The organism is Emergencia sp. (assembly GCF_048465375.1).
Taxonomy (GTDB): Bacteria; Bacillota; Clostridia; order Peptostreptococcales; family Anaerovoracaceae; genus Senimuribacter.
The window spans coordinates 174,235-200,043 of record NZ_DBFWLQ010000020.1; the positions used below are offsets into that span (position 1 = coordinate 174,235).

The 25,809-nt window shown below is 47.4% G+C and carries 20 protein-coding genes and 1 pseudogene; 2 read left to right on the forward strand and 19 right to left on the reverse strand.

All coding sequences use genetic code 11. From position 1 onward, the window contains the following. Positions 1-495 precede the first annotated feature (495 nt). From ACMQ5W_RS13755 to ACMQ5W_RS13795, 9 genes and pseudogenes are all read right to left on the reverse strand, one after another. Positions 496-1,182, reverse strand: a complete 687-nt coding sequence (locus tag ACMQ5W_RS13755) for a B3/4 domain-containing protein (protein ID WP_419025660.1) — start codon at positions 1,180-1,182, stop codon at positions 496-498. A 254-nt stretch (positions 1,183-1,436) separates the two neighbouring features. Then, entirely contained in the window at positions 1,437-3,131 is a 1,695-nt protein-coding gene (locus ACMQ5W_RS13760) for a [FeFe] hydrogenase, group A (protein ID WP_419025661.1), read from the reverse strand. An 11-nt stretch (positions 3,132-3,142) separates the two neighbouring features. Continuing rightward, positions 3,143-5,029: an NADH-quinone oxidoreductase subunit NuoF gene (gene nuoF, locus ACMQ5W_RS13765; RefSeq protein WP_419025662.1), complete on the reverse strand. Its 1,887-nt coding sequence runs from the start codon at positions 5,027-5,029 to the stop codon at positions 3,143-3,145. A gap of 2 nt (positions 5,030-5,031) precedes the next feature. Then, on the reverse strand, positions 5,032-5,505 hold the full coding sequence (locus ACMQ5W_RS13770) for a complex I 24 kDa subunit family protein (RefSeq protein ID WP_419025663.1): 474 nt from the start codon (positions 5,503-5,505) through the stop codon (positions 5,032-5,034). 306 nt (positions 5,506-5,811) lie between these two features. Further along, positions 5,812-6,663, reverse strand: coding sequence for a metallophosphoesterase (locus ACMQ5W_RS13775; protein WP_419025664.1), 852 nt, complete (start codon positions 6,661-6,663; stop codon positions 5,812-5,814). Positions 6,664-6,726: 63 nt separating this feature from the next. Beyond that, positions 6,727-7,341 carry a GNAT family N-acetyltransferase gene (locus ACMQ5W_RS13780; RefSeq protein WP_419025665.1) on the reverse strand — a complete coding sequence of 205 codons (615 nt, stop codon included), beginning with the start codon at positions 7,339-7,341 and terminating at the stop codon, positions 6,727-6,729. Between the two features lie 366 nt (positions 7,342-7,707). Next, the gene (locus tag ACMQ5W_RS13785) at positions 7,708-8,904 is read right to left on the reverse strand and encodes an FprA family A-type flavoprotein (RefSeq protein WP_148492378.1); all 1,197 of its coding nucleotides are present in this window, start codon (positions 8,902-8,904) and stop codon (positions 7,708-7,710) included. 1 nt (position 8,905) lies between these two features. Continuing rightward, positions 8,906-9,628 (reverse strand): FAD-binding protein, encoded by a 723-nt coding sequence (locus tag ACMQ5W_RS13790; RefSeq protein ID WP_419025722.1) that lies wholly within the window; start codon positions 9,626-9,628, stop codon positions 8,906-8,908. 81 nt (positions 9,629-9,709) lie between these two features. Next, positions 9,710-10,831: pseudogene (locus ACMQ5W_RS13795) on the reverse strand (acyl-CoA dehydrogenase); the annotation flags it as partial. 139 nt (positions 10,832-10,970) lie between these two features. On the opposite strand from ACMQ5W_RS13795, the gene ACMQ5W_RS13800 reads away from it, so the two are divergent. After that, positions 10,971-11,621 carry a Crp/Fnr family transcriptional regulator gene (locus tag ACMQ5W_RS13800; protein ID WP_419025666.1) on the forward strand — a complete coding sequence of 217 codons (651 nt, stop codon included), beginning with the start codon at positions 10,971-10,973 and terminating at the stop codon, positions 11,619-11,621. A gap of 895 nt (positions 11,622-12,516) precedes the next feature. After that, positions 12,517-12,849 (forward strand): reverse transcriptase domain-containing protein, encoded by a 333-nt coding sequence (locus ACMQ5W_RS13805; protein ID WP_419025667.1) that lies wholly within the window; start codon positions 12,517-12,519, stop codon positions 12,847-12,849. A gap of 178 nt (positions 12,850-13,027) precedes the next feature. Here ACMQ5W_RS13805 and glsA read toward each other — a convergent pair whose 3' ends face one another. From glsA to ACMQ5W_RS13855, 10 genes are all read right to left on the reverse strand, one after another. After that, positions 13,028-13,939 carry a glutaminase A gene (gene glsA, locus ACMQ5W_RS13810; RefSeq protein WP_419025668.1) on the reverse strand — a complete coding sequence of 304 codons (912 nt, stop codon included), beginning with the start codon at positions 13,937-13,939 and terminating at the stop codon, positions 13,028-13,030. A 4-nt stretch (positions 13,940-13,943) separates the two neighbouring features. Further along, on the reverse strand, positions 13,944-14,687 hold the full coding sequence (locus ACMQ5W_RS13815) for an NYN domain-containing protein (RefSeq protein WP_148492374.1): 744 nt from the start codon (positions 14,685-14,687) through the stop codon (positions 13,944-13,946). A gap of 12 nt (positions 14,688-14,699) precedes the next feature. Next, on the reverse strand, positions 14,700-16,649 hold the full coding sequence (locus ACMQ5W_RS13820; RefSeq protein ID WP_148492373.1) for an aldehyde dehydrogenase family protein: 1,950 nt from the start codon (positions 16,647-16,649) through the stop codon (positions 14,700-14,702). Then, positions 16,650-17,288 (reverse strand): hypothetical protein, encoded by a 639-nt coding sequence (locus tag ACMQ5W_RS13825; protein ID WP_419025669.1) that lies wholly within the window; start codon positions 17,286-17,288, stop codon positions 16,650-16,652. It abuts the gene before it with no gap. After that, positions 17,278-18,819 carry a xylulokinase gene (locus ACMQ5W_RS13830; RefSeq protein WP_419025670.1) on the reverse strand — a complete coding sequence of 514 codons (1,542 nt, stop codon included), beginning with the start codon at positions 18,817-18,819 and terminating at the stop codon, positions 17,278-17,280. Before ACMQ5W_RS13830 ends, ACMQ5W_RS13825 begins: the two co-directional genes overlap by 11 nt. Positions 18,820-18,831: 12 nt before the next feature. Then, positions 18,832-20,325 (reverse strand): aspartate aminotransferase family protein, encoded by a 1,494-nt coding sequence (locus ACMQ5W_RS13835; RefSeq protein ID WP_419025671.1) that lies wholly within the window; start codon positions 20,323-20,325, stop codon positions 18,832-18,834. Further along, complete coding sequence (locus ACMQ5W_RS13840; RefSeq protein WP_419025672.1) at positions 20,322-20,888, reverse strand: TetR/AcrR family transcriptional regulator; 567 nt, start codon at positions 20,886-20,888, stop codon at positions 20,322-20,324. The genes ACMQ5W_RS13835 and ACMQ5W_RS13840 overlap by 4 nt, the downstream gene beginning before the upstream one ends. Then, the gene (locus tag ACMQ5W_RS13845) at positions 20,881-21,324 is read right to left on the reverse strand and encodes a GtrA family protein (protein WP_419025673.1); all 444 of its coding nucleotides are present in this window, start codon (positions 21,322-21,324) and stop codon (positions 20,881-20,883) included. Before ACMQ5W_RS13845 ends, ACMQ5W_RS13840 begins: the two co-directional genes overlap by 8 nt. Positions 21,325-21,466: 142 nt before the next feature. Continuing rightward, positions 21,467-22,168 carry a B3/4 domain-containing protein gene (locus ACMQ5W_RS13850; RefSeq protein ID WP_419025674.1) on the reverse strand — a complete coding sequence of 234 codons (702 nt, stop codon included), beginning with the start codon at positions 22,166-22,168 and terminating at the stop codon, positions 21,467-21,469. Positions 22,169-22,187: 19 nt separating this feature from the next. Beyond that, positions 22,188-25,718, reverse strand: coding sequence for an ATP-binding protein (locus tag ACMQ5W_RS13855; RefSeq protein ID WP_419025675.1), 3,531 nt, complete (start codon positions 25,716-25,718; stop codon positions 22,188-22,190). Between the last annotated feature and the right edge of the window lie 91 nt (positions 25,719-25,809).

The window sequence follows — 25,809 nt, forward strand, 5'->3', positions numbered from 1 at the left end:
TATACAAATTTCAGTCTTTTTATTGCACAGGGATTCTCATCAAATCCCACTCAAGAATCTCGCTGGGCTCATTTTGGGTCCCGCGCTGTTTTTGCAAAAAACGTCAAAAAGGTTGTTTTTGAAAAAAATCCTCTACCCGTTGAAACTTAGCCATTTCTTGCAAAAATTAACTGCTGTTTTCTAAAATTGTCACCTATAACCCTTGCAAAAACTTGCTCAAAGAACTTTTTCAAATTTGGCTGCAAATGACCCTTTGGGCAAAAAAGCATGTTTTCCATTGCCCTAAGAGAATCGTTTTTAACATATATCATACTTTTTATAAACATTATATTAATATTCGTGCAGGGAATTACACGATAAAGCCATGAGAGTTCATAAATACAGAAAAAGTGACCAGCGTACAAAAATGATCATCCACCAGTAAAATCAAACACGAGTGCATGGCGGAATGCACTCGTGTTGTCCGCAAGGATGGCAAGAACCTTTGCGTCTTTTTTATTTCTCGATAACGGCCTCCGGCTGCTCTCTCGAAAGAAATGCAATAGATGCCTCCCCGCCCACGTTATCCATAACAATCTGGGACAATTCCCGCACAGCCTGCGAAAAAGCTTCATGGCGCTGTGGATTGATGCACTCCATGTAGAGCAAGATGTTGTCGGCTTCCTCCGTGATTTTTGTTCGATCCGCCTCTCTCCACAGCCAGCTTCTGACGATGGCACCTGCCTCGTCGTAATAGATCAGCTCTCCCTCGCGGGGTGGAGCGCTCTCTTCTTCCCCTAAAGGAACAAACGGCTCGTCGCCCCGGGCAAAGCCTAAAACCATATCTCCCTGAATCTTATCCAGGTTTTCGCCGCCGCAGGTAAACAGGTGCTTTAGTGAAACAAAATTGTAGATATCCACAACTTTATTGATGGAACCGATTGTACCGCCTTTCAAGATACGCTTTGTCATCGCGTCGATGGAAGCTGCCGCGCCCTTTTTCTTCTTAATCTGTTTCATGGCCTCTTTGTACTCAGTGACATAAGGGGAGACCTCTCCTGCCTGGGCGATTTCCTCACAGACAGCCTGCAGCAGATCCCCTCTGCCCTGTCCGCTGTTGTCAGCGCCATGCAACGTCACAATGCCGATTTCCAAATGGGGAAAAATATCAAATACACCGTCTTCAATGATAAACTTTTTCATGGACCATCCCTCTCTTTCTTTACCTTGATTATAAACCTCCAAATGCAAATTGCAACTTTTCCAGGGGAAATTGATTCTAATAGTTAATATCAACAGAATCATTCCCAGACTATCAGAGCTTCAAAATCAATTGCAAAAGGCCGCCGCCCGCCCCAGACCAGGCATCTGTCACCAACAAAAAAAACCAGGTCCGCTGGTCTGCGATGAGCATATCGCTGACCAGGCGGTCCTGGTTTATATCATTCTATAGACTTTTATACTTCTTCGTTATGTAACAGTTTATGTTCTTTTCCTTTGAGAATGCCGTCATACAGACTCAGTGCAACCGGATTCTGGCCGGAGGATTTAATCTGGGAACGGCTGTCGAAACGATAGAGGCCTCCCTGTCTGGCCAACTTGGTTTCGTTTTCGACTCCCAGCAGGACAGGCTGTCCGCCTCCGTTGACACAGCCGTATCTGCAAGTCATGACTTCTACAAAATCGTATTTGACTTCGCCGGCTTCCAGCTGCTCCAGCACCTTTGATGCATTGCCGAGACCGTTGACGATGGCGATGCGCACATCTCTGCCGTTCAGATTCACTGTGGCTTCTTTGATAGCATCGTTTCCGCGAACGCCGCAGAACTTGATTTCGTCCATTTCGGCAGCTCTATTGCTGTTGGTCAGATAACGCAGCACTGCTTCCGTTACACCGCCCGTCGCACCGAAGATAGCACTAGCCCCCGAAGACATGCCGAACGGCATGTTCAGCGCTTCTGGCGTGATCTCTGCCAGGTCAATACCTGCCATCTTGATCATGTCAGCGATTTCTGTAGTCGTCAGCACGTAATCTACATTCTGTTCACCCTCAGTGAAATGCTCCGGACGGAGGATTTCCGCCTTCTTCGCTGTGCAAGGCATGATGGAGACGACCACGGTCCTTCTGCCATCTTTCTCTTTGTTCATTCTGGCTTCTTCTTTAATCAACGCGCCGAACATCTGCTGTGGGGAACGGCAAGAAGAAATGTTCTTTCTGAACTGTGGATATTTTTCTTCGCAGAACTTCACCCAGGCCGGACAGCAGGACGTGAACAGCGGCAGATTTTCGCCTGATTCCAGGCGTTCTACCAGCTCCTTTGCTTCTTCAATGACCGTCAAATCTGCACCAAAGTCAGTATCATAGACATCATCAAAGCCCATGTAACGCATAGCTGCTGCCAGATGTCCCAGGGCATTGGTGCCTTTCTCCATGCCAAAGGCCTCGCCTACGGCAACACGGACTGCTGGCGCAATCTGTGCCACGACGCGGACGTTTTTGTCCTCGATCAGATCCCAAACTGGATTGATATCCTGCTTGACGACAATGGCGCCAGTCGGACATACCACGCGGCACTGTCCGCAGCCCACGCAGATGGTATCTTTCAGATCCTTCTTAAACGGTGTCGTAATCTGCATCTTGGAGCCTCTCTGTGCAAAACCCAAAACACCTACGCCTTCGATTTCATGGCACATACGCACACAGTCTCCGCAGAGAATGCACTTGTTCAAATCTCTCACTACGCAAGGTGAAGTTTCATCCAGAGGTACTCTTTCCTTGTAATTTTCAAATCTGACTTCGCTGACACCCAGACGCTTTGACAGTTCCTGCAGGTTGCAGATGCCGTTTGGCGCACAAGTAGTGCAGTCACGGCAGTGAGCAGCCAAAAGCAGCTCGATAATCATTCTCCTGTGGTGCTGCAGTCTGCGGGTGTTGGTGAAAATCACCATACCATCACGCGGATGTTCTGAGCAGGAAGTGAACACCTTTCCCTTGTCATCTTCTACTACACACATACGGCAGGCGCCGTGAGTAGATAATTCGGAATGGTAGCAGAAGGTCGGAATGTCAATGCCCGCATTACGAATCACAGTGAGAACATTTTTCTCATCTGTGAATTCTACTTTTCTATTGTTGATTGTCATAAATCCCATAATTCTTCCTCCTACCACTCTATATGTATCGCATCGAATGCACAGTCTGCCAGGCAGGCTCCACACTTGATACAAGTTTCATTGTCAATATGATATGATTTTCTGATCTGTCCGGCGATGGCACCTGCAGGACAGTTTCTCGCACACTTGGAGCAGCCTTTACACTTATCAGGATCGATGATGAACTTACGCAGCGCTTCGCAGTTTCTGGAAATACATTTTTTCTCTACCACGTGCTGCTCGTATTCTTCTCTGAAAAACTTCAATGTACTCATGACAGGCTGAGCGGCGCATTTTCCCAGGCCGCAGAGGGCAGTATCTGTGATGGTTTCCGATAGTTCTTCCAGCAGATCCAAATCTTCCAGTGTTCCTTTTCCGTCCACGATGCGCTCAAGAATCTCCAACATTCTCTTGGTTCCCTCACGACATGGCACACACTTGCCGCAGCTCTCGTTCTGGGTAAAGTTCATGAAAAACCTTGCCACTTCTACCATACAGGTGTGGTCATCCATGACAACCATGCCGCCGGAACCGATCATGGCGCCGATTTTTTTCAAAGAGTCAAAGTCCAGTTTCATGTCCAGATGTTCTTTGGTCAGACATCCGCCGGATGGTCCGCCAATCTGTACGGCTTTGAATTCTCTGTCGTCTTTGATGCCGCCGCCGATATCATAGATGACTTCACGCAGGGTCGTTCCCATCGGTACTTCGATCAGACCAGTATTTTTAACACTTCCTGTCAAGGCGAAGGCTTTTGTTCCCGCATTGTTCTCCGTGCCGATCGCTTTGAACCAGTCTGCTCCATTAGCGACGATCATCGGAACGTTGGCATAGGTTTCTACGTTGTTGAGCACCGTTGGCTTGTCAAAGAGTCCCTGTTCTACAGTACGCGGCGGTTTTACCCGCGGCATGCCTCTGTTGCCTTCGATGGATGCGGTCAACGCACTTCCTTCTCCACAGACAAAAGCGCCTGCACCCCGGTTGATATGTAAGCGGAAACTAAAATCCGTACCCAGGATGTTGTCTCCCAAAAGTCCTCTTTCTTCTGCCTGCGCAATGGCATTTTTCAAACGTTCAATGGCAAGTGGATACTCTGCACGGACATAAATATATCCCTCATCAGCGGAAACCGCATAAGCTGCAATGGCCATACCTTCGATCATCTTATGCGGGTCGCCTTCCATGATGCTTCTATCCATGAATGCGCCCGGATCTCCTTCGTCACCGTTGCAGACTACGTAACGCTTCTTCTCCGGCTGTCTGGCCACCTGGGACCACTTCTTTCCTGTCGGGAAGCCTGCGCCACCGCGTCCTCTCAGACCTGATTTGGTGATTTCTTCAATGACTTCTTCCTTGGTCATATCGAACAAAGCGTGAGCCAGCCCGCGATATCCGCCAATGGCGAGAAATTCCTCTACGTTTTCAGCATCGATACGGCCGCAGTTTTTCAGCACGTTACGGTGCTGCTTTTTATAGAAAGCGATGTCTTCCTGTTTCTTACATTCCGAACCGTTCTGCTTAAAGAGCAGGTGCGGAATCAACTCGCCTTTTTCAATGGTTCTGTAAAAGATGTCTTCACAATCCTCTAACTGTACTTTGGTGTATAAAATGTCCTGTGGTTCGATCTTCATCAGCGGACCCATCTCACAGAATCCGTGGCAGCCGCTCTTCCTGACAGCGATTTCCCCGTCTCCGTGGGCGACTTCAGGTTCAAAACAGACTTCGATGTCCGGATTGGAACTGACCAGATCGCACATCTTCTTATAAATTTCGCCTGATCCGCCTGCGATACAGCCTGTGCCAGCGCAGATCAGAATTCTGCATTTATTGCTGTCAATTTCTTTTTTAGAAAGCTCACGAACCTGTTCGAGAGACTCTCTGTTTTCTATCTTGCTCATCTCTAAACTCCTCTCAACTCGTGAACTAACGCAATAGCATTTTCTGGCGTCATCTTCGGATAAACCTTATCGTTGACAGTCAAAACAGGCGCCAGACCGCAGGCACCAAGACAGGATACGGTTTCCAGAGTGAACATCATATCCTCGGTTGTCTGTTTTTCCTTGGAAAGACCCAGTTCTCCATAAAGAGCTTCCAGGATCGGAATAGACTTGCGCACGTGACAAGCAGTTCCGTCACAGACCTTGATAATATATTTCCCCTTCGGTTCAAAAGAAAAATTCTCGTAGAAGGTGGCTACACTGTAAGCCTGTGATTCACTAATCTTCAGCTTCTCAGCAACGTAGGTCAATAACTCAGGAGGTAAATAGCGGTATTCTTCCTGAATGTCCTGAATAATAGGTATCAGTGCCGCCTGTCCCGATCCATGAGATGCAATAATTTCGTCGGTTTTATCATAATATTCTCGTTCCAGCATATTACATCTTGCATCAGCGCTCCTTGCATTTATTGCATGAGCATGCTAATGCGCTCCTTTCTGTATAATGTATTCAATTCATTTTATCGGATTGTTACAAGTCTGTCAATATGATTGTGACACTATTTCCGTTATCAAAATATTCTTGTTTTTCTATCGTTTTATAACTTGGAAGTTTTTCAGCAAAATCATTCTTTGATATACCTGTTGATGATTTTTTACACGAATAATAAAGTGATTGCTAACACAAAACCGGCTGAGATATTTCTCAGCCGGCACATCAGTCAAAGTATTTTATTTTGATGCCTAAACATAGACGTGAAACAGCGTGACCTCTGGTACCACGCCGAACCTGGCGGAAATGTGGGTCGTTCCAATGCCGGTGTTGACGTACAACTGTTTCAACGCTGCATCATCAAAGTCATACATGCCGCCGCCGTATTTTGATGACAGCGCGGAAGTCGTCAAAGCCCTTTCGTTGATAAATGGCAGAAACGGAACGTTGATCTGTCCACCATGGCTGTGGCCGCTCAGTGCGATGTCATAGTCATAATCCAGATAATGGTCTACATTATCCGGCTCATGGGACAGGAGCAGCTTGTAATCCGAACCGTCCTTTTCCGTTCCAGCCGGCATAACAGGATGACCCAGCAAAGCGTCATCAAGGCCTGTGAACAAAATTCTTTTACCATTGTCAAGTGTGAGATGATAATTCTCGTTTTTCAGCAAAGTAAATCCCGCCGCTTCTATTATAGAGGCATAAGCCCGCTCCGCTCCGCCGCCATAATCACGATTTCCCCAAAGGGCGATTTTCCCATAGCCTGCCTTAATCTTCTGCAGGGCAGCCGTCACATTTTCGTCGTCGCGGTATATCGCGTAGTTATCGTACAGATCACCTGTAAAGATAACGATATCCGGATTTTGCGCGTTGACCATTTTAATGACCTTGTCCAAATTTTCGAATGTGAAATCCGCTTTGATATGCAGATCAGAAATCTGTACAATTTTTAAATGCTCCCTGTCAGAACTTTCTTCATTGAGGGTAAACTCATTCAGCGTAACACGAAACGGCTCGATCTTGAAGGCATAATAAATACACCCCGCTACAGCTAAAATCAGCAATATAAAAATAATCAATAGTCTTTTCAGTATTCTCATTAAATGCCTAATTCTCCTTTTTGCAGATACAGCTTAGTATACTAAAGAATTGTGATAATCATGTTAAGAAATTCTTTTACTATACAAAAAACATTTAAGGGGTACTTTTTTACTTGTTAAATCCATTAGGATTTCCTTTTCACCCGATTTCTGAAACCCTCTGTGCTCGTAAAACTGATAAGTGCAGGCATCATCTGTATACAGATAAATTTCCTTCCCGCGTATTCTTCGTTCCAGTTCTTCCAGAAGTCTGCTACCAATTCCTCTTACCTTCGCATCTGGATCGGCAGCCAAAAATACGACTTGTCCATCGGGATTATTCTCTTTCAAATACGCATCCAGCAGTTCTCTGTTGGCCTCATCGTAAATGCCGACGCCACCCCTGTAAAAAGTGTTTTGCAAGAACTCAAATATTTTCACATAAGCCGTCTGCCCGGTGGTCTTGTACTTTTTCTCCTCGCCCTGCATATCGGCCAATAAAACGCCTGCCAGTTTCTCTCCGTCGTAGGCAGCAATGACCTGACTGGCGCTGTTCAGTTCGCTGTACCAAAAATATCTGCCATATAAGTTTAACAGCAGTTTGTTGTCTAAGTAAAGGTTAAAATGCATTCCCGTAATTGCAAATTGTATCGCTCTGCCGTAATCTCTTCTTCGCAGTTCTCTGATTTCTATCCCCATCAATAGCCCCTCCACATTGTCTGGTGTGAAATAATTGTACCATATGCAATGCGCTCTTGTCTATGCTGTCATTTAGCGCGAAGCCCGTTACGCATTTCACATCTGGCTGGCTCTTTCTGCTTAACGATTTCCGGTAAATCGGCTGATTCTGCGTAACGGCGGCTTGCCTGGCAACGGGCTGTTACGCATTTCACATCTGGCCGGTTCTTTTTGCTTAACGATTTCCGGCAAATCGGCTGATTCTGCGTAACGGCGGCTGGCCTGAACCCGGCGGCTGGCCTTGGCATAGAACTGACCTTACCCAGCGCCGCCTGTCCGAGCACGACAAAACGAGTGCCCAGCGGACACCCGTTTTGATATATAGATTTATTTCATGGATTCAATAATGCTCTCAGCCAGGTCATCCAACTGATCATAAGTTGCATCGTTTAATGATGATAGAATTGTCATCTGTTCGTTGAGCACAGTCATCTCCTTCATCTTGTCGAGTTCTTCTGCAATCAGCGAGCCTGCCTGCGGAGCCCAGGAACCGTTTTCAACGACGCCGACCACTCTCTTCTGCAGGTTCAGGGCAGCCATGTCTTCAATAAAGTTCTGCATAACCGGGAATATCTTCAGGTTATAAGTTACGGACAGCAGAGCCATGTGGCTGTATTTGAAAGCCTCTGAAATCAAGTAGGATACATGGGTACAGGACACGTCGTATAGAGCGATGTTGGTCATGCCCTTCTCACAGAGTTTCGTCGCCAGAATGTGGGCCGCGCTTTCTGTGTTTCCGTACATAGAAGCATATGCGATCAGTACGCCCTGCTCTTCCGGCTCATACTTTGACCACTTATCATACTTCTCCAGGAAGTAACCGATGTCTTTCCTCCAAACTGGACCGTGAAGCGGGCAGATGTATTTGATGTCCAAGCCGCCGGCCTTTTTCAGAAGCTTCTGTACCTGTGGACCGTATTTCCCTACGATATTAGTATAATATCTTCTGGCATCGTCAATCCAGTCTCTGTCAAAGTTGACCTCGTCAGCGAACAGTTTGCCGTCCAGGGAGCCAAAGGAGCCGAATGCGTCTGCAGAGAACAGAATGCCTGCAGTCGTGTCAAAGGTGACCATAGCTTCAGGCCAATGTACCATCGGTGCTGCTACAAAGGTCACTTCGTGTTTTCCGAAAGACATAGTATCCCCTTCTTTGACTTCGTGAATGTTCTTTACAGGGAAGCCAAACTGGTTCATCATCATCGTCGCTTTTGCTGTGCAGATGATCTTGACCTTCGGATATCTGAGCAGGATTTCTTCGATGGAGGCACCGTGGTCCGGTTCCATGTGATTGATGACCATGTAATCCAGCGGACGTCCATCCAATACATATTCTACATTTTCGATAAACTGTCTGCATACGGACCAGTCGGCAGTATCGAACAGCACAGTCTTTTCATCCAGCATGACATATGAATTATAGGAAGTTCCTCTTGGAATAGGGTGAATGTTTTCAAAGAGAGCCAGTCTCTTGTCGTTTGCACCTACCCAATATAAATCTTCTGTGACTTTTCTAACACACTGCATATTATTCTTCCTCCTTATCCTTTTCAACTACGACAAAGCTGTCTTGTTCTTCTCCGCACAGCGGACAAATCCACTCTTCCGGAAGTGCTTCAAACACCGTTCCAGGGCTTACGCCGTTTTCTGGATCACCTACCGCCGGATCGTATTCATAACCACAGCCGTTGCATACGTAAGTCGTCCAAGGTGATGCTTCTTTTTTGATTGTTGGCTTTCTCATCTTGACCTTTGGAGGCGCCTGTTTCTTCGGTTCTCCATTGTCCAGGGCAGCCGTCAGCAGTGGCAGGATTTCCATCAGATCTCCTACGATGCCGTAGTCAGCGTTCTTAAATATATGAGCATTTTTATTTTTATTGATTGCAACAATGGTCGTAGCATCTTTGATGCCTTTGAGGTGCTGGCCTGCGCCGGAGATGCCGCATGCGATATAGAGGTTGCCAGTGAACTTCTGTCCGCTCATGCCTACGTATCTGTCCAGAGGCACATACTTGAGAGTTTCTGCCACAGGTCTCGATGAGCCGATGGCTGCGCCAGCCTGATATGCCAGATCTTCGATCAGCTTCATGTTTTCTTTGCCGCCGATGCCCTTTCCTGCGCTGACAACCCTGTCTGCCAGAGTAATCGGCGTCATCGGGTCGATGCCGACAGTAAAGTCAAAGCCGTCTCCCTTGAGCGCTTCTACCAAAGCGTCTACTTTCTCCTGCGCTGTTCCCTTGGCAAAGATCATCTTTTTTCTATGGCCGGTGATCGGTCCCTTCTGGTTCAGCGGTGCAGCGTCACGTTTTGGCGCTTTGCCGATGATGTGGGATGCGATAACTACCCTCTGAATCTCATTGGTGCCTTCGTAGATCGTCGTAATCTTCGCGTCTCTGTATGCCCGTTCTACTTCCATACCCTTCAGATAGCCAGTGCCGCCGAAAATCTGCAGTGCGTCGTTGACTACTTCCAGACAGATATCCGATGCATACTGTTTGGCCATCGCAGATTCCATGCCGTAAGGCTCGTGGTGTTCCTTCAGTTCAGCAGCGCTGTAAATCAAGAATCTCGCACATCTGATCTTCGTCGCCATGTCGGCGATCTTGAAGGAGTTGACCTGCTGATGAGCAATCGGAATGCCGAACTGCACTCTCTCTTTGGCGTATTCAACAGCGTGCTCAAAAGCTCCCTGGGCGATACCAAGTGCCTGTGAAGCGATACCGATTCGGCCGCCGTCAAGTGTTGCCATTGCAATCTTAAAACCTTCACCTTCTTTGCCCAGCAGATTTTCCTTCGGCACTTTGACGTCGTTGAAAATCAATTCTGCTGTGGATGAAGATCTGATACCCATTTTATCATAATGATCGCCAAAGTCAAAGCCTTCCCAGCCTTTTTCTACAATAAAGGCGCTGATGCCGCGAGTACCGATGTTCGGTGTCGTCACAGCAAATACAACGTATGTATCTGCAATCGGCGCGTTTGTGATGAAAATCTTACCGCCGTTGAGCACGTAATGGTCGCCTTCCAAAACAGCAGTCGTCTCTGTTCCGCCTGCGTCACTGCCTGCGTTAGGTTCTGTCAGGCCAAAAGCGCCCAGCTTCTCTCCCTTTGCCAGAGGTACCAGATATTTCTGCTTCTGTTCTTCTGTGCCGAAAGCCATGATCGGGTAGGAACCCAGGGACACGTGGGCCGACAGGATGACACCTGCGCCGCCGTCTACTCTCGCCAGTTCTTCCACTGCGATAGCGTAGCTGAGAACATCCATGCCTGCTCCGCCATATTTGGTCGGATATGGAATTCCCATCAGTCCCATCTCCGCTAATTTCTTCACCATATCGTGGGGGAATTCGTTATTCTTGTCGAGCATAAATGCAATCGGCTTTACTTCTTCTTCCGCAAAAGCTCTGATCTTTGCCCGCAAATCTTCATGTTTATCCGTCAGTTTATATAACATACCTCTACCTCCTGTTTATAACGACTGCTTATTCGTTCTTCTTTATATATGTATTATACTTCTCTGAAAATTATGAAGTTGTGGTAAATGCAACAATTTTATGATAAAATTATCATAAAGAAAAAAATTACAGGAGGCAATGATGAAAAAAAGGTATTTTACAGACAACATATCCTCAGAATCCATTCAAAAAATGATCGTTTGTTTCGAGCCTCAATTCAAGTCTTACCAAGCTGGTGAGACGATATTGGCATATTCGGACCAGTTGGAAAAGGTGGCAATTCTGTTGTCTGGCCGCGCACGGCTTTATTACATCGATGAAAACGGCGATACCAGCCTTTTAGAGAACTATGCCAAGGATGACCTCTTTGGCGACGTTTTTTCCCTCCCTTTAGAGGACTACGAATACATCGTCACTGCGGAAACCGACTGTAATGCGGTCTTTATCAGCTATCAGCACATCATCACCCCTTGCGAGAAGTCCTGCCAGCACCATTCGCAGCTGATCAGCAATCTTTTTCTCATGACGGCGCAGAAATCCCAGGAGCTGTCCCTGCATATCACCATCCTTAACCAGCACACTACCAGAAAAAAGCTGCTGGCCTATCTCCGTTATGCCCAGACCGCATGCGGCGCCAAGGACGGAGAATATTTTGAAATCCCCTTTACACTGGGAGATTTGAGTGAATATCTGGCAGTGGACAGATCGGCCATGATGCGGGAAATTCGCCTGCTGAAGCAGGACGGACTGGTGGATTCTCAGCGGAGACGGTTTCGGCTCTGCCAGTGATAGAAAATGTGAATAGGAAAAGACGGCTGAAAGCAATAAATAGTATTCATCCGTCTCTTAAACTCGAGGTAGGAACCCGCCGCGCCATGTTCTCCGGGAATACAGCCTGCCACTTGCGGAAATCGATTCTTTGCGCCATGTTCTCCCGAATTCAAGTCTGCCACGTGCACGAATTATCAAACCTGAGTATAAAAGTACCATGTTTCTTCGGTTTCCGGAGGGTCACTTGCACCTATTTGGAAGTTTTTTGTAAAATCACTAGATTTTGCCCAGTTTTGCAAAGGGAGTCGCGCAATGCTAACTGCTTATTTTGCCCTAACATGGCAGAAACGCCTTCAAAATCCACTTCTCGCGCAAGGCACCTAGGGATATAGAACCCAAACATGGCGTGCTGACCTCCCTAATGGCTGTGCAGCAGAAGCATCTCCTTCTTTCTTTCATATAAACTGAGCAAGCTATTACAGTTCTAGTATAGTGATTCAGTTCAATGATAACGAATCTAGTAACTAGAATGCACCCGCTTCAGGACATTTTCGCTTCGTTTACTTAAGACATTATCTTTTTTAAAGCAGATTACCTTACACGTTTGGATGTAAGGGCGGGGTATTTCTGTCAAATCTGGCCGAATTGATGTTTCTATGAGTGAGGTGATTATGAGAACTCAAAACAATATAATCAATGTCAACAACCTATGCTTTGCCAAAGCTGTAATTCAAATAATATTTGCCAAGCATGGATGGAATTGGTAAAGCATCATAGTGACATTAAGTCCTATACTCATTTTGATTAACGTGTGTCTTTAGCTATGCCATACAGGGCTTTAAACAGTGCTTGATGTTGAACGTTTGCCTCAAGACTATTTTTCTGTGTTCAAAAACATCACCCGTTTTTCAAGTTGGGACTGGAAGCAGCTTGTAGAGCCGCCGAGGAAAGCATTGCCGAACGCGGTGTTCGCACAAAAATTAACAGTAAAGATACAATTCTTACCATAGAGCAATTCCTGAAAAATAAGAAAGATATAAAGAAGAATATGTCTGGGGTTGGGATTCCACAAGGTGCACCAATTAGCGCCATTTTAACCAATATCTATATGATTGAGTTTGACAAATACATTAAACGTCATGTGGCAAATAAACAAGGTATTTACATGCGCTATTCTGATGACTTTATTATTGCCTTGCCATATGAACAAACTACCTTGGTTTTCTATTCGACGGTAAGAATATAAAAATACGGCCACGTACCATTGGGCGTAGTAACAAAGTAAAATGGACGGAACTATCGCTTGAGGCTATATAAACGAATCCAATCCCCCTCCATGAATCTGCTGAAAACGGCGTAAAGCACTCAAAAAACCAATACTTTACGCCGTTTCTTCATTACTTCAACAACTCCATCCATACCATTTAAAAAATACTCAACTCCAGCTCCGCACTGAGTTTTTCCAGCATTTTGATGCCGGCGACGCTGTTGCCCTTCTTGTCGAGGCCCGGCGAATAGATGCCGATGCCCATTCTGCCCGGGCAATCCGCCATGATGCCGCCGCCTACACCGCTTTTGGCCGGTATTCCCACCGTGGTGGCGAACTCTCCTGAGCCGTCGTACATACCGCTGGTGGTCAGCACTGCGTTGAGAAAGACTGCATCTTCCCGCGGTATGATCCGCTCCCCACACAAGTCCACGCCTCGATTCGCCAGCAGGAGTCCCATATTGGCCAAATCCTTGCAGGTCACTTTGACCGAACACATGGCAAAGTAAACGTCCAGCAATTCCTCTACGCTGCCGTAGATCATACCGGAGTTTTTCAGCAGATAAGCCAGCGCTCGATTCTTGTTGCCCGTCTTTTTCTCCGACTCATAGACTTCCTTGTCTATTTCCAGCAAAGGGTTGCCAGTAATCTTCTTCGTAAAATCCAAAAGACGCTGGAAACGCTCCTCATTACTCGAAGCTTTCACCAGTCCGCAGACTGCGATCGCGCCGATGTTGACCATAGGATTGATGTGCTCCTTCAGCAAAAGAGGTTCCGCATAGTCGATGGCGTTGAAGGGCTTCCCTGTGGCTTCCACGCCCACATGATCCTTGACAAAGTCGATGCCGTTGTCAATTGCCGCCAGCATCAGGAAAATGGGCTTTACGATACTCTGGATGGTAAAGGGTTTATCCCAGTCACCTGCACAATAATCGCCTTCCGCCGTGGCAACAAAAATACCGATTTCTTCTCTGTTGGCCTTTGCCAGCTCCGGTATATAATCGGCTACATGGCCATTCAAGGTATACCTTCTGCAATTCTCCAATATCCGTTTTAGTGTTTCATTCATAAGCCTACTTTTTCCTAATATAGATTAATTTATTATTGTTTCCTACTTTATGGGCTTTGACCTCAAAGAGATCCAGCGAACGCAGGAACGGGGTCAATTTGGTATAGCCAAAATTTCTCACATCAAAATCCGGATACCGCTTGGAGAGGATGTTGCCCAGATTGCCGGTGAACATCCAGCCATCCTCGTCGGAATTCTCCTCCATCAGATCTACGATGGTTTCTTTCAGTTCGTCCAAGCTGCTGAGGACGCTGGCCTCTTTTTCCCGCTTCTTTGCCGCTTCTGCCACCTCTCTCTTCTCTGAATAAATCAGATCCAAATATTTGAACTTGTTGCAGGCAGCGATAAAGGCCCTCGGGGTCTTCTGCTCTCCCATGCCGATGACATCCATGCCCGATTCCCGCAGTCTCGCCGCCAGCCTGGTGAAATCACTGTCGCTGGTGACCAGGCAGAATCCGTCGATGTTCCCCGAATAGAGAATGTCCATGGCGTCGATAATCATTGCCGCATCGGTAGAATTTTTACCCGTAGTATAACCGTACTGCTGAACAGGAATGATGGAGTTTTCCAGCAGGTATTTCTTCCATCCCTCCAGGTTAGGACTGGTCCAGTCACCGTAAATTCTCCGATAGGTAGCTGTACCGTAATTAGAAACCTCGTCCATGATGGTTTTGATGTATTTTCCAGCGATGTTATCCGCATCGATAAGCACCGCATATCTCTTGTCTATATTTTTATCGTCTGTCATAATCCCCCGCCCTTATTTTAAAAATATTCTCAGCCACTTGGTATCTCTGCCATAAGGCGGATACCTAAGCGGTACGTCAATCAGATTGCTCTTGTGTAATACACTCTTTTCGTGAGTAAAAGTTCTGAAGCTGTAGCTGCCGTGATAATTTCCCATACCGCTGTCTCCCACGCCGCCAAAAGGCATGTTGGACGTAGCCAGATGCATGACGGTATCGTTGATGCAGCCGCCGCCGAAGGAAATATTTTTCGTAACGTATTTGATGGAAGCCTTTGATCTTGTAAACAGATAGAGAGCCAGCGGCTTTGGTCTTCCTTCGATTTCTTTCTTCACTCTGCGCAAATCGTCGAACTCGATGATCGGTAAAATCGGTCCAAAAATTTCTTCAGCCATGGACTTGCTTTCCCACGAGGCATCTTCAATGATGATCGGTCCCATCTTCAGGCGCGCTCTGTCCAATCCGCCGCTGTAATAGAGATCTTCGCCTTCGATCAAAGAGGATAGACGGTCAAAGTGCTTCTCATTGATAATCTGCGAGTAGTCCTTGCTGTTGATAGGATCCTCGCCGTAAAGCGCTTCGATGTTTTTCACCAGCGCTGTCAGCAGTTTGCTTTTCACGGATTTATGCACCAAGATATAATCCGGCGCGACACAAGTCTGTCCGCAGTTGAGGAATTTTCCCCAGACGATTCTTCTGGCTGTCAGAGCGATGTTGGCACTCTCGTCGACGATGCACGGGCTCTTGCCGCCCAGTTCCAAAGTAACAGGCGTCAGATGCTTTGCCGCTGATTCCATGACCTGTCTTCCCACGACTTTTCCGCCAGTAAAAAAGATATAGTCGAACTTCTGCGACAGAAGATTTTGATTTGCCTCCCGTCCTCCGGTCACAACGTGAACATAAGCTTCGCTGAAGGTCTCGCTGATGATTTTGGCGATGACATCAGAAACGGCCGGCGAATAATTTGACGGTTTCACCACAGCGCAGTTTCCCGCTGCCAGAGCACCGATCAAAGGCACCATAGCCAGCTGGAAAGGATAATTCCATGGCGACATAATCAACACTGAACCGAAAGGCTCTCTGAAGATTACACTCTTTGACGGAAAGTTGGCAAGCGGTGTCGCCACACGTTTTGGCTTTGCCAATCTGTCCAAGTGTTTCAGCATATAGGTAATCTCGCTGTATACCAGCCCTACCTCTGTCTCATAGCTCTCGTAGGTGGATTTCCCCAAGTCGCGATATAACGCGTCAAAGATCTCGTCCTCGTGATGTTTGACCGCCGCCCGCAGCTTCAAAAGACCGCGCCTCCTGTAAGCCAGATCCTTCGTTACACCCTCATTGAAAAAAGCTCTCTGCCTGACCAAAACTTCTTTGATATCCATCTTCTCTTCATCCCTTTCATTGCCGTCTTCGACATATTGCCTGCAGCACTCCTCCAACTTCAGACAATGGTCATATGCATCCTCCATGGTCCTGCCGCAGCAGATCATGCCGTGGGCAGCCATGATGCACCCTTGGTTATTGCCCAGGGCCTCGATGGTGTGCTTCCACAAGGTCTTTGTACCGGGAAGGCCGTACTTGCCTACTGCGATCTGACCGCCGAAGACTTTTTTCAAATCAGGCCGCTCTACGGGCACAGCCCGCCTGGCCGCTGCAAAGACGGAAGCATATTTGGAGTGGGTGTGGATTACCGCCCCCGCTTCCGGTCTGCGCCTGTAAATCTCTGCATGAAGTCCTTTTTCAGAAGTCGGTTTTTGCTCGCCTTCGTAGTCGAGAGTAGTCACATCCACCTTCACCATATCCTCAGGAGTCAGCCTGTTGTAGTCAAGACCCGAAGGCGTGACCAACATGTGGCCTTCGTCCAGCCGCATAGAGAGATTTCCCCAGGTGCCCTGCACCAGTCCCGCCGCAACCAGCCGCTTTCCATAGTCCACCAGTTTTTCTCTAATTTCCATTTCGTTCATTTATGCATCGCCCTCCTTGGACTTCACTTCCTGCTCTGCCACAGAATATTTTTTCTTATAGATCATCCGCATCAGGTCTGCTTCAATTTTCGGCAGCGGCTTCGCCCCACCCAGCGCTTCGGCTTTCAAATTGACCTCCGCAGACTTTTCCAAAACAGTCAACGCCACGACAGCTTCGTACAGATTTCGTCCCGTAGTGATGGTGAAGCCCTTCTTTGCGTGATCCTTTTCCTTGATAAAGCAGCCTGTCGCTTTTTTCAAAGCCGTGTCCACAGCTTCCTTCTCATAGGATACGGTCTGTACCTGGTAGCCTACGATCTGCGCCATATCATCTAAGGCCGCCGCCAGCGGTCTTCCCTGTTTTGCCGCCTGCAGGCAGTAAGGCGTTCTTGACAAGACCAAAGCGTTGATTCCGTTGTCTGCCTGCAAAATCTGTCTTTCGATAGGATGAACACTGTCCTCCCCACAGGCAGTCCCGATATCATCCTGCGTTAGGGCAGCAAAGTCTGCACCATCTATCGTCTCATAACAGTTGCCGCCAAGCTTTACCAGAATCTTCCATGTATTGCAGTCATAGCTTTCCATGGCTGCCAGCTCGCCAGCGTATTTTTCTATGATTTCATATATATTATTGTCCATTTTCTTCCGTCCTGAACCTTTCTCCATTGGCAAATTTATAGGCTTGCTCCAAGGATTTGTATACCTCTTTGTAAGTTGTGAAGAGCTGGTCATAGACCGCCTTGTTGTTTTTGTCCGGGTGATATACCTTGTCTATCTGTACAAAATCCTTGGCATGACTGAATCCGGACAGTTCCCCCAGTCCGATCAAAGCCACTACGGCGGCACCGACGGCACCTGCATTGCGGGGGTCTTTCACGATGGAAAAGCTTTTGCCAGTGATATCCGCGATAATCTGCATCCAGCCGTCGTCTAAAGCACCGCCGCCGATAATCCGGAAATTGTCGCAGGCAAATCCATAGTCGTCCCGGTAATTTTCCAAAATCCATCTCAGGTTATAGCCGATACCCTCGTAGACCGACCGCATCAAATGTTCCCTAGTATGTACCATGGTCATGTTGAAGAGAGTCGCTCTGGTCGTGGTAGTGGAAACCGGGCAGCGCTCGCCTAACATCCACGGCGTACAGATCAGATGATCGCTGCCTGGAGGAATGCTCTGCACCACATCATCCATATACTTGTAGATATTTTCTCCGTATTCTTCTTTTTCGCTGGCAAAGAACTGGTCGCAGATCCACTGAATATTGGCTCCCGCCGATTCCGTGATGCCCGCAATCAGGTTCATCTCCCGGTCGGCGCTCTGAATAGCCGCCGCCCCATGTCTGAACTTGTCGGCAGTTTTGCTGGTAGCCGCCACCCAGGCAGATGTGCCCAGATAGATGTGGATATCGCCGTCACCGCACATTCCAGAGCCGACAGCCGCCGCCTGTACATCATCGCAGCCGCCGAATACCGGCGTGCCTGCCAGAAGTCCCATTTCACATGCTGCCTGATCAGTCAATCCGCCGACCAGATCGGTACTGCAGACCAGAGGCGGCAGCTTTTCCATGTCGATACCCGTCAGCTTGATGACGGACAGCCACTGCTTCGTCTTCAGATCCAGTCCGTAGGAGGACGCGCCTGACAGTTCCGTCACCATCTTTCCCGTGCACTGATATTTAAGATACCCATTGACGTCCAAAATCAAATGGGTCTTTTCATAAATTTCCGGTCTCTCTTCTTTGAGCCAGATAATCTTTGCGATGCAGTCCTTGCCCATGATGGGTGTTCCTGCCACCAGAGAAAAGACCTTTTTGCCGCCCAGATGTTTCATGATGGATTCCGCCTGCTTCTGTGCACGGCCGTCCACCCATGTAATATTATTATACAGCACATTGCCATCTTTATCCACAGGAATCACACCCTGGGCCTGGGTGGAGAAGACGATACCCTTGATTTCTGCCGGGTCGATTCCTGTCTTCTCCAAAAGAGCACGGCTGGAAGCCGTGACAGCATGCCAGTAGTCCTCTGGTTTCTGTTCCACCCAGGCCGGGTTTGGATAGAGGGTGGGATAGGCTTCGCTGCTGGTGGCGATGACGTCACCTTTAAAATCTACCAGCACGGCTTTGTCCGAACTGGTTCCAATGTCATGTGATAAAATATATTTTCCCATAAGGTGCCTCCCTTACAGCTTGCACTTCTCCGTCTTCACAACGTGTTTGAACACGTTTTCAAATCTGTTCAGTGCCTCGTCGATAACTTCGTCCGTATCCGCTAGAGATGTGTATAACCTGCTTCCAGCCAGGGTCACGATGCCGTTTGCCATGTAGGCGGCGCCCATTCTCTCCATGGAATCTTTTCTTTCGTACATCATCTTCTTGTGCGCCAAGAGACCCACCGCTGATTTGACAAAAGAGAAGGAGGAGAAGTCAAAGCTCATAGCCCCCGTGCATTCCAAATGAACGATGCTGCCCTGGTTATACGCCACAAATGGCAGTCCGTATTTGTCCAGGAGCATTTTCAGCCCGTCGGCCAGCCTGTCACCTGCCCTGCCTGCCACTTCACAGGCGTTGGTTCTTTCGATTTCCTTAATGGCTGTATACCCTGCCAGCGCTGACAGAGGATTTGCCGCCAGGGTGCCTCCCACATAGGCTCTGTGTCCCGCGTTACCCAGACCTGCCGCCATGATGCCGGCATACTGCCGTTTACCGCCTACGCCGCCAGCCGCCGGATATCCGCCCGCCACAATCTTGCCGAATATGGTCAGATCAGGTATCACGTCAAAATAGGCCTGGGCGCCGCCCAATGCTACACGGAAACCAGTCACCACTTCATCAAAGATCATCAGGGCACCATATTTATCACAGAGTTCTCTGACCCCTTTGTTGTAGTCTCTTGCCACAGGACGGGTTCCGCTCTCCGGACCGACCGGTTCTACGATGATGCCGGCTGTGCCGCCCTTTGTCCGATTCTTCTTCAGCATCTCCTCCAGCATTTCCAGGTCGTTTGGTTTCACCTCATCAACCAGGGAAAACATTTTGCCCGGAATGCCGTGAGACTCCAAAAGCGCCCTGCTGCCCGGTATCTTCAGCCCGTAGACCACCTGGTCACTCCAGCCGTGATAAGCTCCTCCGATTTTGATGATGTGTTTTTTCTTAGTGGCAATACGAGCAATACGCATGGCAGCCATAACTGACTCCGTGCCGCTGCCCAGCATGCGGAACATCTCTACATTGGGCATATGCCTGTGGATTTCTTTGGCAATTAAAAGTTCCGCTTCATGGAGCAGACCCGTCACCGGTCCACAGGTCTGCAGCAGTTCGATCGCCGCTTCCCGGACTGGTCCATAGTTGCTGCCCAGAATTGTCGGTCCGCCAGCCTGCAGAAAGTCGATATACTCGTTTCCGTCTCTGTCATAGAGATAGGCGCCCTCTGCCTTGTCAAAGCAGACAGGAAACGGCTTGTTAAACGCCAGATTGTGCTGAACGCCTCCTGGAATATACTCTTTCGCCTCTTCAAAGATGGCCTTAGACCCTTTACATCGTTCCTCATAAAATTTGAGGATCTCGTTCTCATAGTAATCGTCTGAAACTTCCCAGATCGGCTGCTGCGTTAAATCTTCCAGCTGTTTGTTGATGAGATCCGGATCGTCCCATCTGCTGATTCCGCAATTGTTCATTTTTCTCCACCTCCAAAAATCAATCTGAGCAATTGATGAAATTCTTCTTTCATCTGCTCTGCGTCAAAATGTTTATGCAATGAGTGATAATGATTGACTAGTCCATAATAAGCTCCCATAATTGCGACCGTGTAAAGTTCTTTCTGTTCTCTGTACTGCCTAGGAAGATTGTCAGCAATCATCTTCTCTATATAACTGAGTGATTTTTCTTCTCCTCCTCCCCGGAGAATCGTACTGGAAGCAATTTTATAAGTCAGAACCGGGTAGTAAGCCGTATCCTCTATGAGCTTATCAAAGACCGCTTCAATCAAAGCCATCCCGCTGCAGTTTATCTCACTGCAATACTCGTCTATATCCTCGATCTCCTGACAAAACAGGGCGATCATCAACTGGTCTGTAGAAGCAAAGTGGTTGAATACCGTGGTTCGACAGACATCAGCTTCCTCGGCAATATCGTGAAAGGTCACATTTTCGATGCCATTCTTTTCACAGAGATATTTGGCGGCATGCATGATCTTGCGCCTGCTCTTCTCTTTTTTTCCTGTTATCTTTCTGTTATCCATTTTTCTTCTGTGCCCTCTTGTTGGTGTTGATGCTGTTCCTAAATACAAAGAAACGGTCGTACAAAAATTCGGTGCTCAAATTGACTGCCATGGTTCCAAAGAGGACCAGATATTCATTCCAGCCCGCGTCCGTCAGTGCGCTGCCCCACCACACCGAGAGGGGGGTGAACACACAGTAAAAACCGAAGACCTTTGCCATGGCCAGCGGAACATTGTTAGCCGATTTAAAGGTAAATTCTCTGTTCAGCGTGAAATTCCAAAGAACCGAGAGAATCAGAGCAATCAAATAGCAAGGCCAATAGGGCCAATCTAAAAATTCATTCAGCAGTGTAAAGGAAATCGTCTGAATGACACCTGCTGATATAGAAAATACTGCAAATTTGAGAACCTGAATCCTGTTTTCTTTCTTGCTGAGTCTGTTATTCTTTTCTGCCATAGACGCCTCCTAATCCTTCTTTTATAACTACCCAGAACGCAAAATAAAAATTGTACTGCAATACAATTCTGTACTACAGTACAATTATCTCATAATTTCGTAAATTGTCAATACGATATGGCCAATTTATAGGATGTTATGCTTACACTTCAAATACGCGGTTGTCTTTGTCGATATAACCGATAGAGGCCTTTACGCCAAAATACTGCTCTGCAAGAGCTGCCAATTCTTCTGCCGCCTGGATGACCTTGTCTTTGTTGAAGTCTGTAAATCCGTCAATTGGGAACAGCACGTCGGAAGTATCCTCTGTGATTTTGCCGATTTCGCTCTGCCTCCAAGTCCAGCGTCTGGTCCTCACCTGATTTCCCGACACATAGACGACCTCTTTCTCTTCCGGATTCTCCATTTCTCCATTGCCGAAAGGGATAAAGGTGTCCTCAGCGCCAGCAAAGCGCACTTCCAGTGCCTCTTCTATCGTCGCCATATCGTGGGCACCGATAGGCAGGCGATATTTGATGGATACCGCATTGCCCAGATCTACCACAGCGTTGATATGCGGAAAGCCTTTCCCTTTGGCGATACGATCCAGCAGCGCTTCTATCGAACACATATATCGGTTGGGGTTGATGCCGATTGCTTTGAAAGCGTCTCGATACGGTGCGATGGCCTCCGCATTTTTCACTTTGATTCCTTCAAAATCTTTTTCACAGATTTCGATATTCTTCTGCAGCATCTGTTCCAGTTCTGGAATTTCCTTTCGATTATCCATCCCTTTGACGGCGACAACGCCAAAATAACCGTTTGGCAGCAAATCAAACACTTCTTTTGCAATTTCAAATCTCATAATATCTATCTCCTTTTTATTATTCTTTACCTTTTCTTTTTTCCCAGTATTCATTGATCACGCCGTAGAGTTTTTTTGTATCTATCGGCTTTGCTATATGAGCGTCCATACCTGCATCCAGGCATTTTTTCACATCATCGGCGAAGACGTTGGCCGTCATGGCGATGATCGGTATAGTCTGGGCCTGCGGATGTGCACTGCTGCGAATCACTCTGGCGGCATCATACCCGTTCATCACAGGCATCTGAATATCCATCATGATGATATCAAAGCGGCCCTTTTCACTGGCTTCGAATCGCTCCAGACCCTCTCTTCCATTTGCGGCGACAGAAACCTGTGCTCCAGCGCTTTCCAAAATCCTCACCGCAATCAGCTGATTGATTTTATTGTCCTCCACCAGTAAGATTTTGATGCCGGAAAAGTCAGCAGAAGCCGCTTCTTTTCTCAAATCAGCCGACGGCGATTCCGCCTGTTCATCGTCGAAATGGATCGGCAATTCTACATAGAAGGTGGTTCCCTTTGCCGGCGTACTTTTGACGTCGATAGTACCGCCTTTGTAATCTATGATATTCTTCACAATGGAAAGTCCCAGGCCTGAGCCTTCTGTACGGCTGATGGTAGAACTCTCCGTGCGATAAAATGGTTCAAAGATATGGGTCAGATTTTCTTTCTCTATCCCTACTCCGGTATCGGCGATCTCGTAGCGATACCAGCCAATCCGTTTGCCGTCGCCCGATGGCAGTTCTGTAATGGTGAGAGAGACCCTGCCGCCCGGCGGAGTGAACTTGATGCTGTTGCCCAGAAGATTTTCCAAAATCTTCGTCAAGCGCAGCAAGTCCCCGATGCAGTGGTCGTGGCAGATATTCACAAAGTAGGTAAATACCAGCCCTTTCTTCTCTGCCAGTGCGCGGGAGCGGACCGCCAGTTTATCCATCTCGCTTCTCAGATTGAAGGCCTCCTTGGCAAGGACCATTCTGCCGCTTTCAATTCTGCTCATATCGAGAATATCGTTGATCAGTCTCAGCAGATGTTCCGAGGAGTTTTTGATGATGGAAAGGCTCTCGTCTATCTGCTCCGAATTTGCTCTATTTGCGATAGCCAGATCGGTCATGCCGATAATCGCATTCATCGGCGTGCGAATGTCGTGGCTCATGGAAGACAGGAAATCGCTCTTCGCGCGATTCGCTTCCTGCGCAAGGACCAGAGCATTCTTTAATTCTTCTTTAGACTGCTGTTCCCTGGTCAAGACGTCTGTCACATCTGCGCGTACCAGGCAGATCGTCTTGTGCGTTTCGTCACCCCAGAGAATATTGAACTGTTTATGCTGTACATTCTCTTTGTGATGAAATCGGAAGGTCAAATCATATCCTTCCGTACTCTGCTGAAGTCTCTGCAGCATGGTTTCTTTCGACAACTGCCTGTGCATCTCCTCCTGGTCTTCTTTTTCGCAGTATTTTTCGATGACCCGGTCGATCAGCTTTGTAAAACTGCCCGAACTATATGGTGCCAGATTCTCCAGTACGCTTTTTCTGGTATACATGACAAAGTGATCCGTCGTCACATCGAGAAATCCTGCCAGCTCGAAAGTATAGGCAAGCATATTGAGCAGACCCTGCTGTTCCCTGACAGATTCCGTCACATCCACCCGTGCCAGGCAGATCCTGTCCAGCTTCCTATCAGTGGAGAACACCAGCATGTTCTTCGTTCTCACGTTGCCACTCTCATCCATGAGAGAATAGTGGAAGGAGTAAGAATCCTCTTCCTGCAGCCGTTTCCTTATATAGGCATAATCCAGCATAGCCTTGCAGATTTTTAAGTCTTTTGGCAGCACCTCCTTGTAAAGTGAGGCTCTGGCTACCTCTATAAAACTGCCTTCTTCAAAAGGAATGGAGCTGGATTTTTCGTTGACAGCGACCATTTTATATCGATCAGCTTTTAAATCCACGTCGGCGATAAAATCATAGCTGACCTCGGCCAACCGCTGAAACAGCTTACTGGAAATCCTCATCTCTGTAACGTCCAGTACAGACAAGAATCCCATGATATCCCCCGTCTCTGGCGAACTGATGAGAATTACGCTGATATGAACATATCGGCCTCTGCTCTCGTTTGGCAGCTTTACAAAGCACTCTAATTCGTGTTTCGTTTCTTCTCTCGCATAAGCCTGTGCCATGGGTTTGGTCAGAAACCGCTCTAAAAACTGTCTTCGTTCTTGCGAATCTACGATAAAACCTGCAACTCCCGAAAAAAAGTCGTCTCGATTGTAGCCGAAGTGGTTCAGCAAGTCATTTTTCGTGGTATCTGTAATGTCGATGATGACATCCTTTGTCACATTGCAGTGCCCGGAGATGATTTCATTGGGTGCAATGGATTTGTAATGGTTGAACAGCATGTCGTTATATCTCTGTCTCAGTTCTTGCTGGCTCTTCATGTCGTGGGTCACATCACTGCAGACAGCGTAAATCTTCACCATTCCATCTTCTTCAATAATCAAGCTGGAGATATTTCTCACCCATATGTAACTGCCGTCCGCCTTCTGCAGACGATGTACGCTCTCCCAAGAGTCCGTCTTCTCTTCAATGTGTTGAAATAGGACCTGCAGGGCTTCTTTCCTCTCCTCTAGGTGAATCCTCGACTCAATGCCGAATTTGTAGAAGACAAAAGCGTCCTCGACGGTCATTCCCATCATTGCCGCAAATCCTTCAGAAAAGAATTCTGGATAAATAGTACCCTCTTTGAAGGTGGTTACCACCAGTCCGCCCGGCAGATGTTTAATCAATGTTTGATAATAGACTTCCAGTCGTTCCTTCTCTCTTTGGCTCTCTTTTTCTTCTGTGATGTCAGTGACATACTTGACAAACGCCGGCGCGCCGTTCCACTCTGTATGTCTGATTTTCGTCGCGTAAGTTTTGCCCGTATGGGGCGCATACATCTCGTGGATTTCTCCTTCTGCAACACCAGCGCTCAAGGTACAGAATTCACAGGGGCTGTCCTTTCCCTGCAGGACTTTATAGCATTTTTTTCCTAAGGTCGTCGCTTCTTCTTCTAAAAAAAGGCCTGCTGACTCATTGGCATACAGCAGGTCATAATTCTCACGGTCGATGATGTAGATCCCGTCTGCGACTTCGTTGGCAATATCTTTATAGAGCCTTCTCTCTGTTATATCACTGAGGCAAATCTGTACAAACTGCCTGTCCTCTGCTGCGGCAAAAGGCTGAAACGTCAGTGAAAGCCATCGCCGGCTTCCCCTGGCACCAATCATTCTCACTTCTAAACCGCCTTCAGCCGTCTTTCTGTTTCCACATATGCTCTGCAGCAGCTGCACACGGTCGTTGGGATCGATAAAAGAAAGAAGTCCGATCTTGTCTCCTGTCACATCCTTGTCTGCCAAATCCATATAGGAAGCAGCCTTTGTGTTACAGAATAAGACTTTCGGTTCTTCTTCTACAGAACACCAGATGATTCCACAGGGAATCATCTCGTATAATTCTTCAGCGGTAAGCTCTAATTTGCTAGTATCTACTACATTGGTTACAAGATTCGTTGACATAAACCCACTATGATGACTGCTTTCACCACTTACTCCTAATTCCTTCATTTTGCTTATTTTATCACATTAACGTCATAAAAACAATTGTGCA

What these genes read in the sequence shown, in the direction of transcription:
- ACMQ5W_RS13780 (WP_419025665.1), bottom strand. Translation starts at nt 7,341, where the DNA reads ATGGGGATAGAAATCAGAGAACTGCGAAGAAGAGATTACGGCAGAGCG.
- ACMQ5W_RS13770 (WP_419025663.1), bottom strand. Translation starts at nt 5,505, where the DNA reads ATGCTGGAACGAGAATATTATGATAAAACCGACGAAATTATTGCATCT.
- ACMQ5W_RS13840 (WP_419025672.1), bottom strand. Translation starts at nt 20,888, where the DNA reads ATGGATAACAGAAAGATAACAGGAAAAAAAGAGAAGAGCAGGCGCAAG.
- ACMQ5W_RS13785 (WP_148492378.1), bottom strand. Translation starts at nt 8,904, where the DNA reads ATGCAGTGTGTTAGAAAAGTCACAGAAGATTTATATTGGGTAGGTGCA.
- nuoF (WP_419025662.1), bottom strand. Translation starts at nt 5,029, where the DNA reads ATGAGCAAGATAGAAAACAGAGAGTCTCTCGAACAGGTTCGTGAGCTT.
- ACMQ5W_RS13850 (WP_419025674.1), bottom strand. Translation starts at nt 22,168, where the DNA reads ATGAGATTTGAAATTGCAAAAGAAGTGTTTGATTTGCTGCCAAACGGT.
- ACMQ5W_RS13760 (WP_419025661.1), bottom strand. Translation starts at nt 3,131, where the DNA reads ATGGGATTTATGACAATCAACAATAGAAAAGTAGAATTCACAGATGAG.
- glsA (WP_419025668.1), bottom strand. Translation starts at nt 13,939, where the DNA reads ATGAATGAAACACTAAAACGGATATTGGAGAATTGCAGAAGGTATACC.
- ACMQ5W_RS13855 (WP_419025675.1), bottom strand. Translation starts at nt 25,718, where the DNA reads ATGTCAACGAATCTTGTAACCAATGTAGTAGATACTAGCAAATTAGAG.
- ACMQ5W_RS13825 (WP_419025669.1), bottom strand. Translation starts at nt 17,288, where the DNA reads ATGGACAATAATATATATGAAATCATAGAAAAATACGCTGGCGAGCTG.
- ACMQ5W_RS13815 (WP_148492374.1), bottom strand. Translation starts at nt 14,687, where the DNA reads ATGACAGACGATAAAAATATAGACAAGAGATATGCGGTGCTTATCGAT.
- ACMQ5W_RS13775 (WP_419025664.1), bottom strand. Translation starts at nt 6,663, where the DNA reads ATGAGAATACTGAAAAGACTATTGATTATTTTTATATTGCTGATTTTA.
- ACMQ5W_RS13755 (WP_419025660.1), bottom strand. Translation starts at nt 1,182, where the DNA reads ATGAAAAAGTTTATCATTGAAGACGGTGTATTTGATATTTTTCCCCAT.
- ACMQ5W_RS13845 (WP_419025673.1), bottom strand. Translation starts at nt 21,324, where the DNA reads ATGGCAGAAAAGAATAACAGACTCAGCAAGAAAGAAAACAGGATTCAG.
- ACMQ5W_RS13790 (WP_419025722.1), bottom strand. Translation starts at nt 9,628, where the DNA reads ATGATCTTTGCCAAGGGAACAGCGCAGGAGAAAGTAGACGCTTTGGTA.
- ACMQ5W_RS13830 (WP_419025670.1), bottom strand. Translation starts at nt 18,819, where the DNA reads ATGGGAAAATATATTTTATCACATGACATTGGAACCAGTTCGGACAAA.
- ACMQ5W_RS13800 (WP_419025666.1), top strand. Translation starts at nt 10,971, where the DNA reads ATGATGAAAAAAAGGTATTTTACAGACAACATATCCTCAGAATCCATT.
- ACMQ5W_RS13820 (WP_148492373.1), bottom strand. Translation starts at nt 16,649, where the DNA reads ATGAACGAAATGGAAATTAGAGAAAAACTGGTGGACTATGGAAAGCGG.
- ACMQ5W_RS13835 (WP_419025671.1), bottom strand. Translation starts at nt 20,325, where the DNA reads ATGAACAATTGCGGAATCAGCAGATGGGACGATCCGGATCTCATCAAC.